This window comes from Holdemanella porci, assembly GCF_009696075.1.
Classification (GTDB): Bacteria; Bacillota_I; Bacilli_A; order Erysipelotrichales; family Erysipelotrichaceae; genus Holdemanella; species Holdemanella porci.
This window is the reverse complement of sequence record NZ_VUMR01000003.1, coordinates 36,506-55,793: the sequence shown is the minus strand read 5'-3', so window position 1 is coordinate 55,793 and position 19,288 is coordinate 36,506. Positions and strand designations below refer to the sequence as shown.

Below are 19,288 nucleotides of genomic sequence, written 5' to 3'. Positions count from 1 at the left end.
CTTCTACTTCTTATTATACCTGTTCATTGTGTCACTAAAAGAGTGTTTTATTGAAAATTTAGCTGCTTTCGCGGCTTGTTCTAAAGCATGATTTAAATCCTCTTGTTGTTCTTGAGGAAATTTACCTAGTACCCAATCTACAACTGGAATCAATTTATCTTTACCAATTCCTATGCGAATACGATCAAATTCCTGTGTGCCAATATGAGAAATAATACTCTTGATTCCGTTATGACCACCAGCACTACCTTTTTGACGCAAACGAAGTTTTCCAACAGGCATATCCATATCATCATATAATACAAGGATATCTTCAGAAGGCACTTTATAGAAATCCATGCATTGTCTTAATGCGATACCACTATTATTCATATATGTGGTTGGTTTTAATAAAATTATGTCTTCTCCATCAATTTTCTTTTTCGCAAAATAAGCCGAAAACTTTTCCTGATTAAAATCCATTTCTAGCATTTGTGCCAATTTATCAATCGCCATAAAACCTGCATTATGACGTGTATTTTCGTATTCTCTACCAATATTCCCTAATCCAATAATAATTTTCATGAAGCCCTCCTTCAAAAAAATAACGGGATAATCCCGTTATTCTTCATCTTTTCCTGGTGTATATAAAATGTGTAAACGGCGTCCTTCGCCTTCACCTTCACTCTTAGTAGAAATATCGTTCATTCCTGCTAAAGCATTGTGAATTGCCTTTCTTTCATCGGCTGGCATTGGATCTAATACTGCATCTACTTTTGTACGACGTACATCTTTTGCGATGCGAACTGCCATTTTACAGATTTTTTCGTATCTTTCTTCCTTATAACCATTCACATCGATTAAAAGTCCGATACGCTTTTTGAATGCTGCACTTACTGCAGCTTTAACTAAACGATTGAATGCTTGTAAAGACTTACCCGCTTTACCAATCATAATCGCATTGTTTTTTGTATTTACAGTAATACGATAGAAACCATGATCATTTTCAATTTCAACAGTTCCATCTAATTCTGCATTGTCAAAATATGTTTGAATATATGACTTAATGAAATCTTCAATATCTTTTGGGCAATATGCTTCAATTTCAATTGTTTTTCCGATTCCTAAAAAACCACTTTTTTCTTCTGTAACTTCATAATGAAGTTCTTCTTTTGTACATCCTTTAGCATCGCAAGCAGCTGCTAAAGCTTCATCTAAAGTTTTTCCAGTAAATTTAGCGAATTCCATATGTTATACCTACTTTTTGTTCATAACTTTGTGTAGGATCAATGATTGACATACACGAATTACACTTGATACTAACCAATAGAATGACATCGCCATTGGCCATGAAATATACATAATACAGATCATTGCTGTCATAAAGTACATTGACATGTTCATGCTGTTAGCCATAGGATTTGTTTGTTCCTGTGCATATTTTTTAACTTTAACGTTATCTTTCTTATCTTGCCATTTCTTTAACCATTGAGGTATTTTCATTGATACAATATAGAAGATAACCATCAACACATAAATTGAGATATATGCGATATCGAATGCTTTAAATCCATCAAGTGGAGTACCTGCTAAAGAAATACCCATAAAGCTTCCGCTAACAACACTTACTGAACGCATTGTTGCATAATACATACCCATCATAATTGGTAGCTGAATGAAAGTAATTAACATTGAACCAAATGGGTGAATATCGTATTTTTGATAAATATTCTGCATTTCTTGAGCCATCTGCATTTTAGAACGTTCATCTGTTTTATCTTTATATTTATTTTGAATCTTTTGAATTTCAGGTTGAATTTCCTGCATTCTTTGTGTAGACATTTGTGATTTACGTGTAAATACAAATACAAGCATCTGAATTAACAATGTTGTTAAAATGATACCTACACCGGCATCTGTTTTTGATGAAATTAAGTTAATAATTTGTGCGATTGGCCAAACAATTAAACCTTCAAACCATCCTTTAGACATAGAATTTTTAAAAGTTGTTGGTTGAATTGTATATTGTCCATCTTTGATATTCTTTTTAATTTCTTTCTTTAATTTCTTATCAGAAATGTCTTTGTAATTGATTTTACTTGCATCAATTGTAGTTTCTTCACTTGCAATAATTTGGTCTGCTAATGTTTTTCCATCTCTACCTCTTGGATTTGCACAAGCCGTACATGTTAATAATACCAACATACATAGAAAGACCAATTTTGCTTTTTTCTGCAAAAATTGTTTCATTTTTTTATTCCTCTACTTTTTCAAAAATCTTTTATTTATCCGATTTTGATTTTCTTTCATTTCGTTTTTATTTTCTTCGAACGACTTATTTGCGTAGGCAGGTCGGACTATAATAATAAGATCATATCCCTCTTCAAATGTAAAAATATCATCTACTATACTACGAAGCTGTCTTTTCACTTTATTTCGACAGACCGCATTTCCTAATTTTTTGCCAACACTGATTCCGACTCTTGCATGGTCTAGTTTACGTTTTTGAAAATAACAAACAAAAGACGACGACTTAACAAATTGTCGATTCTGGATGATGGAAGAAAACTCATAGTTTTTTAATACACGAAATTCTTTTTTCATGTTATTTCCCTATCCAGACAAAAAAATCACCTAGCAGGTGATTTCTATGCGGATAAAACCTTTCTGCCTTTCGCTCTTCTTCTAGAAAGAACGTTACGTCCACCAACAGTTGCCATACGAGCACGGAAGCCATGAACCTTTTGGTGTTTTCTCTTACTTGGCTGATATGTTCTTTTCATCTTGATTACACCTCTCAGTCTTTTTCTTCATTCTAAATTTTCAAATAAGATTGCTCAGACATTATAAACATAAATTAAAATGATTGTCAATAAAATAATTGTCACTTATGCTTACTTTTCAGTATTTCATATACTTTTTGAATTAAACGATACATAAATGTATAAACCGGTATATCAAATTCTCCTATCATTTCATTTATAGTTGGATTAAAGTTATCTTTAAATTTTGTCAATCCATCATCTAAAGATCCTTCTACACCACCCATATTACTCCATAAACATCCTCTATCAAATGCTCATTTAAAGTTTTCAACATATTCTTTATATTGAGGCATAAATTTTTTGAATCTTTCGTCCATTCCTGCATACAACATTTCACAAGTATTTCCAAATTGAATACTTAAAATACCTGCAATCGCAATTTCTTTATCTTCTTGACCAAATTCATCAAAAATTTTCTTATATTCATTAATATCTTTATTTACACTTTGTAACTGATCTTCTAAACGATGTAACTTCTTTTTAGAATTTTCAGGTGTTGCAGCCATTTCTTTTTCAAGCTGTATCTTCTTTTCCTTTGCCTCTTGATCTAATTGATATACGTTGCAAGTCGCTAAAAAAGATGACGCTTCCTTCAGAATAATTTTCTAATAATGTCTTGAAATATTCTTTATCTCTTAACGCAACGCCTTTTCTTGATTCCGTCAATTCTACAAGTCGGCTGAATTCATCTAGCAATTCACCTTGTCCATGAATAATTTGAACATTTCTACGCTCTGCATCCTTAATTAAACGTTTCGTATGTTTTGGCAATGTTTCCTCTATATTTTCATATGAATATACATTCGATTGAAATCTAGGCTGTACTGTATCCGCAATACTCATTGTATAGCCATGATGTATAGCTTTACAGCTTTTGAATATTTTTAAATATGTATCTGTATCTTCGTATCGATTTGTATTATATGATTTTGAATCATAATCATTAACATGAATAGCTGGATCAAATTTAATAAAGATACAATATTCTTTTTTGGCGACCTTTTTTAATTGATCAAAATAATATTGAACAAGCACGTTATCCCTATAATCCATAATAGGACATCTGGGTAAATAGTACATACAAAATGATAATGGCAATCTTTTGATCAACACTAAACCTGTTGCGAATAATACATTGTCTTTATACACACCTGTATACATGTGATCCCAATTACTTTTTACTTTTGCCCAATTATAGCTTTGTAGTAAATTACAATATTCATGTTTTTTCACAAATTCATCAAATTCTTCACGGTTTATATCTTTAAAAAATAAATACGACATATCAAATTCCATCCTTACTAGGATATAATAGATAGTCGTACTTAAATCATACTTAAATTATTTGTGCTTTGCGTTTCTTTCCTTAATCTTCTTATAAAATTTAAATGCAACATTATACAATAATGAATTAACCGGAATATCAAATTCACCAATGTATTCATTGATTCTAGGATGATATATTTCTTTAAAATCAACAAGTCCTCCCTTAAGAGTTCCTTCAATTCCACCCATATTACTTGTTTTGCATCCAAGTTCAAAACATTTTTCCATTGTTTTATACCAAGTTAAATAGGGGCCCATCAAACGTTTAAAATCTTCATTCATTCCTGCATATAAAATTTCTGATGTATGTCCATATTTTACAGTTAGTGTTCCACAAACACAGACTGTTTCACCATATGTTTTCACATCTTCTTCATATTTACTGATTTTCTTCTCTAATGAGTCTTTTAATTCTTCCAAGGTAAAACGTTTCTTCTTTGCGTTCTCTGGACAACTTTCTAAATCTAGTAAACACTGTTCATATCTTTCTTTTGTCTCTTTTAACATGTCGTGGATATGGAAATAGGCTAAAGTGATAAATGCATCATCTGCATATGTATCTAAAAGTAATTCATAATACTCTTTTGTTCGTAAAGAAATTCCTTTTCTTTCCTCTGTACATTTCATGACTTTATCAAAGTCTTCTAATAATTCTTTGTGTCCAAATTGAATATCTAAATTTTGTTTCTGAGCAATTTTAATATTCTTTTTCCCTTTTTTAGATAGATTGTCCATTCCAAAATCATCCGCATACTCTACCATATTGTATCTTGGTTGAATGGTTGTATCAAAATCTTTATTGAATCCATAATGAATGGCTTTACATGATTTAATATTTTCAAACTCTTCCTTATAATTAAATTCTTTTCTTTCTTCGTCTAAGTGGAAGCTTGAAATTAAAATACTTGGATCAAATTTAATAAATAAACAATGTTCTTTTTTGGCAATTTTCTTTAATTCTGTAAAGTAAAAATTCAATAACTCTTTATTTTTATAATCTAAAATTGGTCCTCTAGGCAAATAAAACATAGAAAAAGAAAGTGGTAATGGACGAATCAATACCAACCCAGCAGCTACTAATGTATCCTTTTCATAAACCCCTGTATAAATGGAGTTCCAATTATTTTTTATATTTGCCCATTTGTAGCTTTGAAGCAAACTACAACTAGGATGATTTTCTACAAAGTAATCGTATTCTTTTTGATTTATATTCGATTTAAAAATATACATATACTTTTATACCCCTTTATATTCTTGCACTTCATTATAACATTTTATTAGTTTTACACAAAATGGTCTATATATTATCCACATATTATATACATGGATCTGTATTCTATTTTATTTTAATTCAAAATATACATATAAAATGTATATAAAATCATAAGTTATACAGTGGATAAAGACATTCTAAATCCATTCTCTGTATAACTTGGGAAAAGTCATTGAGAGCCTTTGTTTATCAATGATTTTCTATATATTTAATATGAATATAAAGTGAGTTATCCCGATTTTGTTCATTTTTTTTGCACATAAGTCCACATTGGGAAAAAATTTATCCCAAAAGAATAAATGGGGATAAGTGTAAAAATCGTGTATAATAGTAATACTGCAAGGAGGTTTTACTATGTCTACCATGTCTTATGCATCGATATGGAATGAAACTTTACAAAAAATACAAGAATCCAACTATTTTGATAGTCATACATTCAATTCATGGATTTCAAAAACAACTCTATTTAAAATAGAGGATAATATAGCTTACGTAGCCTATCGTTCTACAATCACTTTTAGTATTTTAAAGAAACAGAAAGAAAAAGAACTGTTTGAATCCACTTTAAGTGAGGTCTGGGGCGATACATTAACAATTCAGTTTATCCACCAAAGAGAGATGGAAAAGATGATGCCTGAAGAGGTTGTCAAACAAAGAACGAATGTTTTATTAGAAAATAAATTCAATCCTTCTTATACATTTGAAAATTTTGTCGAAGGTAATTCTAATGCGGAGGCTTATGCCGCATGTTTAGCTTGTTGTACACAAACGACTTCTCATCCATTCAATCCCCTTATGTTGTATGGTAATTCTGGCTTAGGTAAAACCCATTTACTACATGCGATGGGAAATTATTTAGCTAAGGAACATCCTGAATGTAAAGTAATTTATATGTATAGTGGAGATTTAGTTTCTTTATTGATTGAAGCTATGAAAACCAAAAATGTTCATGGCAATACTGTAGAAAGAGTCAAGGAACAACTTCTAGACTGTGATTATTTCTTAATTGATGATATTCAAAATTTGCAGCAACATTCTAGCAGTCAGGAAATCTTCTTCACTGTCTATAATCAGTTGATTCAAAAGAATACACAGATTATTATCACAAGTGATATGCATCCTAGTGAAATTAGTGGATTACAGTCTCGTTTAATTTCACGCTTTGTTTCTGGGCTTACAATCAGTATTTCTAAACCAGAATTCGAAACTAGCAAAGCGATTTTAAAGAAGAAAATCGAAGGTCGTGAAGAAAGTGTGAATATGAGCGAAGATGTTATTGATTATTTAGCTGGTAAATATTCAAATGACGTAAGAAATCTAGAGGGAACTTTAAATCGCTTGATATTTAATGCGACACTATTTAATCCAGATGTAATCGATATGGATTTTACGCGTAAAGTATTAGTTAAAGAACCTATTGTATCGCAATCGGATGAATTGACAATTAAAAAGATAAAGAAGGCTGTAACACGTTTTTATGGCTTATCTTACAAGGATTTAGAGGGTAAATGTCGTCAAAAATTTATTGCGAACGCAAGACATATCTGTGTTTACTTATCTAGAGACTTGCTTCATAAATCTTATGTATCTATTGGGCAAGAATTAGGGGGTCGTGATCATACGACAATTTCTAGTTCGTATGAGCGTGCTAAGAAATTGATTCAAAAAGATGAAGCTTTTAAAACAGCTGTTGAAAAAATTCGTAGCACTTTGGATTCTTAATTTATACACTGTATTCCTCATGGAATCCACATCCCAAAAATTAGCGTAGAGTACGTTTTTTAAAGGGTCTGTGCAATTTTTACACACTTATACAGTCCCTTATATTATAATTTATATATAAATATATTAATAAAAGGAGGATTTTATGCATTTTTCTATTGATCGAAAATATTTTTATGACAAGCTATCTATTGTTTCTAGAGCTATTAGTGTCTTTTCTCCATTACCTGCACTATCAGGTATTTGTATTGATTTAAAAGATGGTTCAATGATTTTAACTGGTAGTGATTCAAATATATCCATTCGTACTATAATTGTCCCTGGTGAATTGAATAATTTAGATATTGAAGAAGAAGGATCTATTATTATTGATTCTAAGTATTTGTTAGAAATTGTTCGTAAGTTGGATTGTAAAAATATTGAAATTGAAGTCATTGACTACTCTTTAGTTCGTATTTCTAGTGATAATGGTCAATTTAACTTAAATGGTATTCGTTCTAATGAATATCCTGATATTGATTTTACACAACCTAATCATCATTTTGTATTGAAGGCAACAGATTTAAAATCAATCGTTTCACAGACTGCATTTGCGTGCAGCGACAAAGATCAACGTCCAGTATTAACGGGGGTAAACTTCAATTCACAAAGTAATATGTTGTATTGTTCTGGAACAGATTCATATCGTTTAGCTAGAAAAACAATTGAATTGAATTCAAGTCAAGATTTTAATATCACAATTCCTAGTAAATCTTTAACTGAGGTTGTTCGTTCTATTTCGGATGATGATACAATCGATATTTATGCAGATTTTAAAAAAGCACAGTTTGTATTTGATAAAACAATTATCCAAACTCGTTTAATTGATGGAACTTTCCCAGATGTACAAAGAATTATTCCTACAAGTTGTGTATCTAAGATGTTGGTGGATTCATATGAAATTGCAGGTACAATTGATCGTACTAACTTCATTCGCAATGATAAAGTACATTTAATTAAATTGGAATGTTCAACAGCAGAAACTCATGTTAAGACGTATTCAAGTGAAATTGGAAACTCTGATGAAGTATTGACTAAGTGTGAATATGAAGGAGAAGATATTTCATTGACATGTAATGGTACATATATGTTGGATGCGATCAAGGCATTGGGATGCGAAAAAGTATTAATTGAATTTTCTGGATTTATGAAGCCTATCAAGGTATCAAATCCGGAAGATGCTTCAGTCTTAATGATTTTAGTGCCAATTCGTAGTTATGATTAAAGAAAATGCCGTTTAAACTCGTTTTAAACGGTTTCTTTTTTTATCGGTATCTCTGTACGCATAGCTATTTATGTCGTTTTATGATATAATTATAGTGCGAAAAGAGGTATTTTCATGGAATTTGAACTTATAGATGAGTATATTACATTAGCACAATTGCTAAAAGCTTGCGATGTTGTCTATAGTGGTGGACAGGCCAAGGAATATTTAGCAAACATGGAAGTATTAGTCAACGGCGTTAATGAAAATCGTCGTGGAAAAAAGATCTACCATGGAGATATTGTAGAAACTAATGGAATAAGGATTGAAGTGAAATGAATGTTGAAAAGCTGACATGTTTTCATTTCCGTAATTATGAAACCATGTCTTTTTCTTTTACACCAAAGTGCATTCATTTTTTATATGGAAAAAACGCACAGGGCAAAACGAACTTAATTGAAGCTATTTATTTTTTAAGTCATTTGCGTTCGTTTCGAACAAATCAATTGGACAGTATGATCATGCATGGGTGCAAAGAATTTTGTGTTCAGGCAACGGTGGAGTCTAATCACAGAAAAGAAGAATTGAAAGTGATTGTGGATCATCAAAAAAAGCATTTGTTTCGTTTTCAAAATCCAGTTAAGAAGTATTCGGATTTTATTGGAATTGAAAATGCGATCTTATTTTGTCCAGACGATTTATCTTTATTTACTTCATCTCCAAAAAATCGAAGACGATTCATTGATATGGAGTTAATGAAATTGTCAAAAACGTACACGGTTACGTTATCTTCGTATCAAAAAATTTTAAAGCAGAGAAATCAAGCTTTGAAACAGAGTAAAGTGGATGAGTGTTTAGTTCAAATTTATTTGGATCAGATGATAGATGTTCAAAAAATCATTATGAAACAAAGAAATGAATTTTTGAATTCTTTGATGATAAAAGCGCGTGAGCTATATCCATTCTTTTCAAATGAAAAAGAATATATAGATGCTAAGTATATAACGTTTATTGATTTGGATGGAGATATGAAGGAAGCTTATGCCAAGGTTTTTGAAAAAGAAAAAAAATATCATCAGACTTTGATTGGAATTCATAGGGATGATATTTTATTTGAATTGAATGGAAAACCTGTATGTGAAGTGGCCAGTCAGGGGCAGAAAAGAAGTTTTGTACTGGCACTTAAATTGGGGCTAGCCCAAATTATTTATGAAAAGAGTGGGCAATATCCAATTTTATTATTGGATGACGTATTTAGTGAACTGGATAATCTTAGAAAGCGACAATTAATTGAAAAGCTTCCTAATGATATGCAGATTTTTATAACAACAACAGAACGATTGAATATGCATTGGAATCGTGAAGTTCGGTTCTATGATATAGAACAAGGGAGAATCAAGGAGGTCTACAAATGAGTCAGGATGAATTACAAAAAGAGATTCTTGAATTTGAAGAATTAGAAACACAAGCTACACAAGTAGAACATTCGTATACAGCGGATGATATTCAGGTGTTAGAAGGGTTAGAAGCGGTTCGTTTGAGACCAGGTATGTATATTGGTTCCACTTCTGTACGTGGACTTCACCATCTAGTTTGGGAAATTGTGGATAATGGTATTGATGAGGCTTTGGCTGGTTTTGCGAATCGAATTGATGTGACAATTGAGCCAGGAGATATTATTGCGGTACGTGATAATGGTCGTGGTATGCCAGTTGGAATTCATGAAAAGACAGGAATTAGCGCAGTAGAAACAATTATGACGGTATTACATGCAGGTGGAAAATTTGGCGGAGGCGCTTATAAGGTTTCCGGAGGTTTGCATGGTGTTGGTGCCAGTGTTGTTAATGCGTTGAGTGAATGGTTAGAGGTTACTGTTTATCAGGATGGTAAAATCTATTTTATTCGTTTTGAAAATGGTGGACATGCGGTTGAGCCTTTAAAAATTATCGGAACAACAGAAGAAACAGGTACTTTAGTTCGTTTTAAAGCAGATCCAACGATTTTTAAGGATACAACAGTTTATGATTATGAAACGTTGAATTCTCGTTTGCGTCAGCTTGCCTTCTTAAATAAGGATATACGTTTAACTTTAACAGATAAAAGAACATCAGATGGTCCAAGTAATGACTATAAATATGAGGGTGGAATTATTGAGTATGTACAATTCTTAAATAAGAATAAGAGTACAATCAGTGACAAAGTCATTTATGTAGAGGGATTGCAGGATGGTATTCTTGCAGAAGTTGCTCTGCAATATAACGATGGCTATCAATCTAGTATTTATTCTTTCTGTAATAATATTCATACGCATGAAGGTGGATATCACGAAGATGGTTTCAGAATGGCTTTGACTCGTTGTATTAATGCCTATGCGAAAAATAATAATATGATCAAAAAGGATGAGAGTTTATCTCAGGATGACGTTAAAGAGGGATTGGTTGCGATTATTTCTGTTAAGCACCCGGATCCTCAGTATGAAGGACAGACAAAGACAAAATTAGGCAATAGTGAAGTTCGTAAGATTGTTTCAAATATTGCGGGCGAACAGATCAATCGTTTCTTCTTAGAAAATCCCGATATTGCCAAGGCTATCGTAGAAAAGGCAGAAATTGCCAGCAAGGCAAGAATTGCAGCAAAAAAAGCTCGTGAATTAACACGTCGTAAATCTGCGTTGGATGGAATTAGTTCATTACCAGGTAAATTAACGGATTGTTCAAGTAAAGATGCAAGTGAATGTGAAATCTATATCGTCGAAGGTGATTCTGCCGGGGGCAGCGCGAAACAAGGTCGTGACGCGAAAACACAAGCTATTTTACCTTTGCGTGGTAAGATTTTAAATGTTGAAAAAGCTAGAACGCATCGTATTTTTGAAAACCAGGAAATTCGTAGTATGATTACTGCTTTTGGATGTGGAATTCAAGAAGATGTAGATGTATCAAAATTACGTTATCACAAAATTGTGATTATGACCGATGCCGATGTCGATGGTAGTCATATTTGTACATTGATGTTGACTTTCTTATATCGTTTTATGAAACCTGTTATTGAAGGTGGATATGTTTATATTGCACAACCTCCTTTATATAAGGTGCAAAAAGGAAAAAAGATTGCCTATGCGTATAAGGAACAGGAAATGGATCAGTTGCGTGAAGAATTTAAAGATGGGTACAAAGTTCAGCGTTATAAAGGTTTAGGGGAAATGGATGCAGAACAGTTGTGGGAAACAACGATGGATCCACATCATAGAGTATTGAAACGTGTCACAATTGATGATGCGATGGAAGCGGACAGTGTATTTGATATGTTGATGGGTGAGGATGTAGAGCCTCGTCGTGAATATATTCAGGAAAATGCTGTATACGCTAATTTGGATTACTAGTAGGAGGTCCTTATGGAAGAAGAAAATAAGCGATATGACTATGTAGAAGATGTTGAAATATCCAAAGAAATGCGTACAGCCTTTCTAGATTATTCAATGTCTGTTATTGTTTCACGTGCATTACCAGATGTTCGTGATGGTATGAAACCAGTTCATCGTCGTATTTTGCATGCGATGAATCAATTGGGAATTACTTCAGGTGTTGCACATAAGAAGAGTGCACGTATTGTTGGTGAAGTTATTGGTAAGTATCACCCTCATGGGGATACAGCTGTATATGATGCAATGGTTCGTATGGCCCAGGATTTCTCTTATCGATATCCATTAGTGGATGGTCATGGAAACTTTGGTTCTCTAGATGGAGATGGAGCTGCGGCAATGCGTTATACGGAAGCTCGTATGTCAAAAATTTCTATGGAGATGCTGCGTGACATTCAAAAGGATACGGTCGATTTTATTCCAAACTATGATGGTGAAGAAAGCGAGCCAGTTGTGCTTCCGAGTCGTATTCCAAACTTGTTGATTAATGGTGCTGTGGGTATTGCGGTTGGTATGGCAACAAATATTCCACCTCATAATTTATCAGAAACGATTCAAGCCATTTTTGCGGTAATGGATGATCCGGATATTACAGTTCCTCAATTGATGGAAGTCATTAAAGGACCGGACTTCCCTACTGGAGGAATTATTTTGGGTCGTAAAGGTATTCGTCAAGCATTTGAAACAGGACGTGGATCCATTATGATTCGTTCTAAGTATCGTGTTGAAGAATTATCAAACGGAAAGAAACAGATTATTTTCTATGAAATTCCTTATCAGGTCAATAAGGCAAACTTAATTACTAAAATGGCTTCTTTAATTCGTGATAAAGCAATTCAAGGTGTTACTTATTTAAACGATGAAAGTAACCGTGAAGGTATTCGTATTGTAATGGAGCTAAAGAAGGATGCGCAGGAAGAAGTAATTTTAAATCAGTTGTTTAGATTAACACCACTTCAAACTTCATTTGGTATCAATATGTTGGCACTTGAAAATGGTCGTCCTAAACAATTGCCTTTAAAAGATATTATTCATGATTATATTGATCATCAGGTTGATGTAGTTGTAAGAAAAACACAGTTTGATTTAAAGAAGGCACAGGATCGTGCACATATCTTAGAAGGTTTACGAATTGCGATGGATCATATCGATGAAGTTATTCATATGATTCGTAGTTCTAAAAAAGATGAGGCCGGTTTATCTCAAGATTTATGTGATGCGTTTGGATTGAGCATGATTCAAGCTAAAGCTATCTTGGCAATGCAGTTAAGAAGATTGTCTGGATTGGAACGAGATAAGATTGAAAATGAATATCAACAATTATTATTGACGATTGAAGATTTGAAGGATATCTTGGCAAATCATGATCGTGTTCTTCAAATCATTCGTGATGATTTAACTGAAATTGATCAGAAATATGGTGATGAAAGAAGAACTGAAATTAGTGATGCTTCTGTTGATATGGAAGATGAAGACTTAATTCCAGTGGAAGATGTGATTATCACATTAACTGAGTCTGGATATATTAAGCGTCAGCTTGTAGATACATATCGTGCTCAAAATCGTGGTGGTCGTGGAATCAAATCATTGACATTAAATGAAGAAGATTCTATTGATACTATGATTTCGATGTCGACACATGATTTCTTGTTGTTGTTTACAGATAAGGGTCGTGTATATCGATTAAAAGGATACAATGTTCCAAGTGGATCTAGAACATCTAAAGGAATTCCAATTGTGAATTTAATGACTTTGGAAAAAGGTGAAAAAGTAAATGTTCTTGTAGCTGTTCCTAAGGATGATGAAAGTGAAACATTATTATTTGTTACAAAAAATGGTATTGTGAAACGTACATCTGTATCTGAATTTGAAAATATCAATCGTAATGGTAAGATTGCGATTAGTTTAAAACCAGATGATGAATTGCGTTTTGTGAAATTAACTACAGGACAAGATGAAGTAATTATCTCAGGGTCAAATGGTAAAGCTGTTCGATTCAATGAAGATCAAGTTCGTATCATGGGACGTAGTGCAAGTGGTGTATTAGGATTCAATTGTGATGGAAGTGAAGTTGTAGGTGCTGCACTATCAAGTGAAGGAGACACTGTTCTTGTTGTTTCTGAAAATGGGTATGGTAAGCGTAGTAAGTTCGAAGATTATCGTTTGACTTCTCGTGGTAAAAAAGGTGTTAGCACAATTAATATCACAGAAAAGACAGGTAAGCTAATGTGTATGCGTTCGGTTACTGGTAAAGAAGATGCGATGATTGTTGCGAGTGATGGAATCATGATCCGTGTAGCTTTAGAGAATGTAGGAATCTACGGAAGAAATACACAAGGTGTAAGATTGATCAACTTAAATGGAGATGCGAAAGTAACGCGTATGACATTGGTAGATCATGAAGAGCCTGAAGCAGAATCAGAAGAAAATATTGAAGAATAAAGCATGTAAGGAGTAGAATTATGATTTTACTCCTTTTTCATATGATAAATCAGATAGAAATAACCTGAATACACTATATAAATGACACGTTGATTGCCAATTTGATAGAATGTATATAAATTATTATAGAAAGAAGTGATATATGTGAACGCAAAAGATATGGGAATGTTTATCTGTAAGTTAAGAAAAGAAAATATGACGCAAATGGAACTCGTTCAACAGCTACATGTCACAGATAAAGCGGTTAGCCGACGGGAACGTGGAATAGGATATCCAGACATTCAATTGTTACCTGCCTTATCTGAATCTATGCATGTTTCTGTGCTGAATTGATATCATGTAAAAAGAGTTTGAATTACTCGAATGAATAAGTCACAAATATTATTCACAATTTAGATGTATACAAAATAGAAAGTTTAAGACAAGATAGAAAAGCAGATAAAATTTCCTTAGTATGTATGATCTTTGTTGCGGCATGTATTTATATTTCTGGTCATGGAAGCATTATAGGACCTTTGTGTATTGGTGCTATTTTTGCAATGGCAGTAATTGGCTTATATTATTTGTATTATGATAATTCAACAAAATGAATTTGTGCCTTCTTTTCTCTATTAGGATTACTTTTGTTTATTCAGTTATTAGTATTCATGGGAATGGATTATAGATGGATTTTCTTATATTTTAATGCTATATATAATTGTGATATTGAATATGATTTGTAGATAAGTAGAATCATATGATAAATCCGATCTAATGTGGCTATTTCACAGAATAAGCGGTTGACTTTAGCTTTGTTTTAATGGTATAAATGTGTTGAAAACAAAGATAAGGATAAGTAGATTATTCCATATATTAAATAGAGACAGTATGGTTGGTGAAAATACTGATATGAATAATTGAATAGCACCTTAGAGTGATCGAACGAAATTAGTAGTTTGATCCGGTACATACCGTTATCATGTTAAGAGATCATATATGTATATATATGGTAAAAAGGGTGGCAACGCGAGACATCGTCCCTTTATGGGTGCGAGTGTCTCTTTTTTTTTATATTAAGATTTTGGTTTCGGGACAGGAAAATATTGCATGTGATAAAATAACAAAATATCATAATATAACAGTGATAAGGTTATAATTGGAATGTTTGAATGATAAGAAATGTAGCATAGAATGAAAATATTCTAAATTGAATAAAAATGCAGTGTCAATGTGAATTTAATGTGAATATGAGAGAACACAGTGAAATATCACATGTTCAAATTGGCGATATAATGATACACATAAAATAAATCAGAAAGTCTCAAATCTATCTATAAAATATGTTCTAAATATAGTATAATAGAACCAGATAGAACAGGAGGAATTGTCTTATGAAGGTGTTTTTAATGTCACAAAGAATCTATTATAAAGATCTTGAACCAGAAGTAGAATTGTTCATAAAGAAGGATCTTGAACTGTATAATTGTATGCTTCATAGGGCATTCAAGATTTGTTTTGATCGTGCCTATAAGGACGTTACATATTTAGAAACTGATCAAAGGATTGAGTGTACATTATTGTGTGGCCTATGTGATCAATCGAAGAGACATGGGATTTGTTGATTAAATAAGATAAATAATCAGAACCAGAAGTTTATGATATCTTACTGGAAGATAGGTACATAGATCATGGATGAAATTCTGAAGTATTTATAAATAAAGCATACAATAAAAACTCCATCGATAAAGACTGAATGAATCGGGATACCGAATGATTCAGAAAGATGGAGTGGATATTGAAATGTTACCGGACGACTGGAAACGAACCGGGCATGTCATTTAGACGTGTGACTTTTTCGCAGAAAAAGTCTTTTCTTGTGCAGAGGAGGATATCATGTTAGATATGAAATTTGTCCGTGAAAATCCGGACATTGTCAAAGAGAACATTAAGAAAAAGTTCCAAGACTACAAATTGCCTTTAGTAAATGAAGTGTTAATGGAGGATAAAGAGCTTCGCCAAACACAACAACATGCGGATGATTTACGTGCAAATCGTAAAAAGATTTCTAAAGAAATCGGTAAGTTGATGGGCCAAGGTAAAAAAGAAGAGGCTGAAGAAATTAAGCAACAAATGGCTGAGATTGCTCACGAGCTAACAGCTTTAGAAGAAAAAGAAATTAAATTAAGAGAGTCTGTTACTGAAAAAATGATGCAGATTCCAAACATCATTGATGATAGTGTTCCTATTGGAAAAGATGATAGTGAAAATGTTGAATTAGAAAAATTTGGAGAACCTGTTGTTCCTGATTTTGAAATTCCTTATCACACTGAAATCATGGAACGTTTAAGCGGAATTGATTTAGATGCAGCACGTCGTGTAGCTGGAAATGGATTCTACTATTTAATGGGAGATATTGCTCGTCTACATTCAGCAATCTTAAATTACGCTCGTGATTTCATGATTGATAAAAAAGGATTTACTTATGTAATTCCACCATATATGATTCGTAGTTCAGTAGTTGATGGAGTAATGTCATTTGCGGAAATGGAAGGTATGATGTATAAAATCGAAGGTGAAGATTTGTATTTAATTGGTACAAGTGAACACTCTATGATTGGTAAATTCAAGGATACAATTCTTGAAGAAAAAGATCTTCCATATACTTACACTTCATACTCACCTTGTTTCCGTAAAGAAAAAGGTGCTCACGGTATTGAAGAACGTGGTGTATATCGTATTCACCAATTTGAAAAACAAGAAATGATCGTTGTTTGTAAGCCAGAAGAAAGTATGGAATGGTTTAAAAAATTATATATGAATACTGTAGAATTCTTCAGAACATTAGATATTCCAGTGCGTACATTGGAATGCTGTTCAGGAGATTTGGCAGATTTAAAATGTAAATCAGTGGATGTTGAAGCGTGGTCTCCACGTCAAAAGAAATACTTCGAAGTTGGAAGTTGCTCTAACTTAACAGATGCTCAGGCACGTCGTTTAAAGATTCGTGTGAAGGGAGAAAATGGAGAAAAGTACTTTGCGCACACATTAAACAACACTTGTGTTGCTCCACCTAGAATGTTGATTGCATTCTTAGAAAACAATTTACAGGCAGATGGATCAATCTTGATTCCAGAAGTATTACAACCTTACATGGGTGGTAAAAAGAAAATTGGTTAATCTTAAAAGCTGTCTTTGACAGCTTTTTTCTATTGCGAATTGAAAATGGATTTGATATAATAACTTGGCTACTACAATGATGTCTTATGAATCAGGTCAGGTCGGGAACGAAGCAGCCTTAAGTAAGCTCCATCATGTGTAGTAGTTTTTTATTTTTTGAGGATATGTGTATGGATGATGTGAAATGGATGAAGGAAGCTATCAAGCAGGCTAAAAAAGCAGAAAGCTATGATGAGGTTCCAATTGGATGTGTTATTGTGAAAGATGATAAAGTGATTGCTCGTGGATATAATAAGCGTGAGACTTTACAACAAAGTATTGCACACGCAGAAATTATGGCAATTCAAAAAGCATGTAAAAAATTAAATACATGGAGATTAGAGGACTGCATATTATATGTAACTTTAGAACCATGTCCTATGTGTGCAGGTGCGATTATACAATCTAGAATTAAAGAAGTTGTATATGGAGCATCCGATCCTAAAGGAGGTTGTGTGGGTACATGTACAAATTTGTTTGAAGTGTCTGAATTTAATCACCATCCTGAATATAGAAAAGGAATTCTTGAATCTGAATGTTCAGATTTATTAAAACATTTTTTTAAGAAGAAAAGAGATATGAAAAAGAAGCAGAAATCATAAATTTGAAAGATTTCTGCTTTTCATATATATTGTACTTCCCTATTTCAATCAATTGAACCTCATCACTGAAGTGACGAGATTCTTGGGAACAGGTTTCTATCGAAACCTTTCTTACCAAGCTATCCCCACAGTTCCTGCGGTTGTTTTTGTTTTTAGTTAATTTGCTAATATGCCTTGCATCAATATATTGATGGATGCATTTACATCTCTGTCATGTTCTGCATGGCATTTTGGGCATATCCATTCTCTTACATTTAAATCTTTTGTTTCTTCATTCTTATATCCGCAACAATGACAGGTTTGACTGCTCGCATAGAACGTATCCACTTTCTTGATTACCTTTCCATACCACTTTGCTTTATATTCTAGCTGTGTTGTAAACTTTGACCAGGATACATCCGATATAGACTGGGCTAGATTGTGGTTTTTAAGCATGTTGTCGACTTTTAAGTCTTCAATGCAGATAATGTCATATTCTCTAATGATTCTAGTAGATAATTTGTTCACAAAATCCATCCTTTGATTCGCTATCTTTTCATGAAGTCTTGCGATCTTGATCCTGTTTTTGATCCAGTTGCGGCCGCCCTTTGTTTTTCGTGACTGCTGCTTCTGTAGCTTTTTCAGTTTCTCAATCGACTTCTTCAGATATTTTGGATTTTCTACCTTGTCTCCATTACTCAATATGATAAAATCCTTGATACCTAGATCTATACCTGTTTCATTATATGTCAGTGGAAATAAGACTTCTTCTACATCCGTATAACATAGTGAAACATAATACTTTCCACTCGGTACTTGTGATACCGTTGCACTCAATAGTCTTCCCTTTGGCGTTCGTGTTTTCTTTATCTTTACAAGACCAATCTTAGGAAGCTTGACCTTATTTTCATACAGTTCAATATTTCCATTCGTATATTTTGTTGTATACGAATAACGATGTGTCTTCTTCGATTTGAATCTAGGATATTCAGCTTTTTTCTTAAAGAAATTGATATAAGCCGTATCCAGATTCTTTACACTGGACTGTAGAGCCACAGAATCCACTTCCTTAAGCCATTCATATTCTTTCTTTAAAGAAACTAGATCCTTAGCACATGCCGAATAACTTAACGTGATTCCATCTTTTTCATAGGCATTCCTACGTTTTGCCAGGTAATGATTATATACAAAACGAGTACAGCCAAAAGTCTTGGCCAGCAATATTCTTTGTTCTCTGTTTGGATACATACGATACTTGAATGCCTTTTCCATGATGATTTCTCC

General features: G+C 32.9%; 18 protein-coding genes, 1 other RNA gene, 1 pseudogene and 1 other annotated feature. Of the genes and pseudogenes, 11 read left to right on the top strand and 9 right to left on the bottom strand.

Features of this window, described 5'->3' with window-relative positions; genetic code table 11:
- Positions 1 to 3 precede the first annotated feature (3 nt).
- From pth to FYJ55_RS01210, 8 genes and pseudogenes are all read right to left on the bottom strand, one after another.
- On the bottom strand, positions 4 to 564 hold the full coding sequence (gene pth, locus FYJ55_RS01250) for an aminoacyl-tRNA hydrolase (RefSeq protein WP_154555293.1): 561 nt from the start codon (positions 562 to 564) through the stop codon (positions 4 to 6).
- Positions 565 to 600: 36 nt separating this feature from the next.
- Positions 601 to 1,227 (bottom strand): Jag family protein, encoded by a 627-nt coding sequence (locus FYJ55_RS01245; protein ID WP_154555292.1) that lies wholly within the window; start codon positions 1,225 to 1,227, stop codon positions 601 to 603.
- A 9-nt stretch (positions 1,228 to 1,236) separates the two neighbouring features.
- Positions 1,237 to 2,229 carry a YidC/Oxa1 family membrane protein insertase gene (locus tag FYJ55_RS01240; protein WP_154555291.1) on the bottom strand — a complete coding sequence of 331 codons (993 nt, stop codon included), beginning with the start codon at positions 2,227 to 2,229 and terminating at the stop codon, positions 1,237 to 1,239.
- A gap of 12 nt (positions 2,230 to 2,241) precedes the next feature.
- Entirely contained in the window at positions 2,242 to 2,583 is a 342-nt protein-coding gene (gene rnpA, locus FYJ55_RS01235; RefSeq protein WP_117571459.1) for a ribonuclease P protein component, read from the bottom strand.
- Positions 2,584 to 2,627: 44 nt separating this feature from the next.
- Positions 2,628 to 2,762: a 50S ribosomal protein L34 gene (gene rpmH, locus FYJ55_RS01230; protein ID WP_003865695.1), complete on the bottom strand. Its 135-nt coding sequence runs from the start codon at positions 2,760 to 2,762 to the stop codon at positions 2,628 to 2,630.
- Positions 2,763 to 2,863: 101 nt separating this feature from the next.
- Positions 2,864 to 3,310, bottom strand: a pseudogene (locus tag FYJ55_RS11235) (peptidoglycan bridge formation glycyltransferase FemA/FemB family protein).
- A gap of 7 nt (positions 3,311 to 3,317) precedes the next feature.
- A complete protein-coding gene (locus FYJ55_RS11230) occupies positions 3,318 to 4,088 on the bottom strand; it encodes a peptidoglycan bridge formation glycyltransferase FemA/FemB family protein (RefSeq protein WP_195836630.1) in 771 nt (256 codons plus the stop codon).
- 57 nt (positions 4,089 to 4,145) lie between these two features.
- Positions 4,146 to 5,360: a peptidoglycan bridge formation glycyltransferase FemA/FemB family protein gene (locus FYJ55_RS01210; RefSeq protein ID WP_154555287.1), complete on the bottom strand. Its 1,215-nt coding sequence runs from the start codon at positions 5,358 to 5,360 to the stop codon at positions 4,146 to 4,148.
- 397 nt (positions 5,361 to 5,757) lie between these two features.
- Between FYJ55_RS01210 and dnaA the strand changes: the two genes are divergently transcribed.
- The 11 genes from dnaA (at position 5,758) to tadA (ending at position 18,025) form a co-directional block, all read left to right on the top strand.
- Complete coding sequence (gene dnaA / locus FYJ55_RS01205) at positions 5,758 to 7,125, top strand: chromosomal replication initiator protein DnaA (protein WP_199519649.1); 1,368 nt, start codon at positions 5,758 to 5,760, stop codon at positions 7,123 to 7,125.
- A 145-nt stretch (positions 7,126 to 7,270) separates the two neighbouring features.
- Positions 7,271 to 8,389 (top strand): DNA polymerase III subunit beta, encoded by a 1,119-nt coding sequence (dnaN, locus tag FYJ55_RS01200; protein ID WP_154555286.1) that lies wholly within the window; start codon positions 7,271 to 7,273, stop codon positions 8,387 to 8,389.
- A 114-nt stretch (positions 8,390 to 8,503) separates the two neighbouring features.
- Positions 8,504 to 8,707: a S4 domain-containing protein YaaA gene (gene yaaA / locus FYJ55_RS01195; RefSeq protein ID WP_154555285.1), complete on the top strand. Its 204-nt coding sequence runs from the start codon at positions 8,504 to 8,506 to the stop codon at positions 8,705 to 8,707.
- The gene (gene recF, locus FYJ55_RS01190; protein ID WP_154555284.1) at positions 8,704 to 9,783 is read left to right on the top strand and encodes a DNA replication/repair protein RecF; all 1,080 of its coding nucleotides are present in this window, start codon (positions 8,704 to 8,706) and stop codon (positions 9,781 to 9,783) included. The genes yaaA and recF overlap by 4 nt, the downstream gene beginning before the upstream one ends.
- Positions 9,780 to 11,747 (top strand): DNA topoisomerase (ATP-hydrolyzing) subunit B, encoded by a 1,968-nt coding sequence (gene gyrB, locus FYJ55_RS01185; RefSeq protein ID WP_154555283.1) that lies wholly within the window; start codon positions 9,780 to 9,782, stop codon positions 11,745 to 11,747. The genes recF and gyrB overlap by 4 nt, the downstream gene beginning before the upstream one ends.
- Before the next feature lie 12 nt (positions 11,748 to 11,759).
- A complete protein-coding gene (gene gyrA, locus FYJ55_RS01180) occupies positions 11,760 to 14,228 on the top strand; it encodes a DNA gyrase subunit A (RefSeq protein WP_154555282.1) in 2,469 nt (822 codons plus the stop codon).
- A gap of 144 nt (positions 14,229 to 14,372) precedes the next feature.
- Entirely contained in the window at positions 14,373 to 14,561 is a 189-nt protein-coding gene (locus FYJ55_RS01175; RefSeq protein ID WP_229771021.1) for a helix-turn-helix domain-containing protein, read from the top strand.
- Positions 14,562 to 15,041: 480 nt separating this feature from the next.
- Positions 15,042 to 15,252: a binding site (T-box leader), on the top strand.
- A gap of 346 nt (positions 15,253 to 15,598) precedes the next feature.
- A complete protein-coding gene (locus tag FYJ55_RS01170; RefSeq protein ID WP_154555281.1) occupies positions 15,599 to 15,829 on the top strand; it encodes a hypothetical protein in 231 nt (76 codons plus the stop codon).
- 271 nt (positions 15,830 to 16,100) lie between these two features.
- Positions 16,101 to 17,384 (top strand): serine--tRNA ligase, encoded by a 1,284-nt coding sequence (serS, locus tag FYJ55_RS01165; protein ID WP_118114428.1) that lies wholly within the window; start codon positions 16,101 to 16,103, stop codon positions 17,382 to 17,384.
- Positions 17,385 to 17,449: 65 nt separating this feature from the next.
- An RNA gene (gene ffs / locus FYJ55_RS01160) (signal recognition particle sRNA small type) lies at positions 17,450 to 17,535 on the top strand.
- Between the two features lie 13 nt (positions 17,536 to 17,548).
- Positions 17,549 to 18,025 (top strand): tRNA adenosine(34) deaminase TadA, encoded by a 477-nt coding sequence (gene tadA / locus FYJ55_RS01155; protein WP_407651009.1) that lies wholly within the window; start codon positions 17,549 to 17,551, stop codon positions 18,023 to 18,025.
- A 156-nt stretch (positions 18,026 to 18,181) separates the two neighbouring features.
- On the opposite strand, the gene tnpB is transcribed toward tadA, so the two are convergent.
- Positions 18,182 to 19,276, bottom strand: a complete 1,095-nt coding sequence (tnpB, locus tag FYJ55_RS01150) for an IS200/IS605 family element RNA-guided endonuclease TnpB (protein WP_154555280.1) — start codon at positions 19,274 to 19,276, stop codon at positions 18,182 to 18,184.
- Between the last annotated feature and the right edge of the window lie 12 nt (positions 19,277 to 19,288).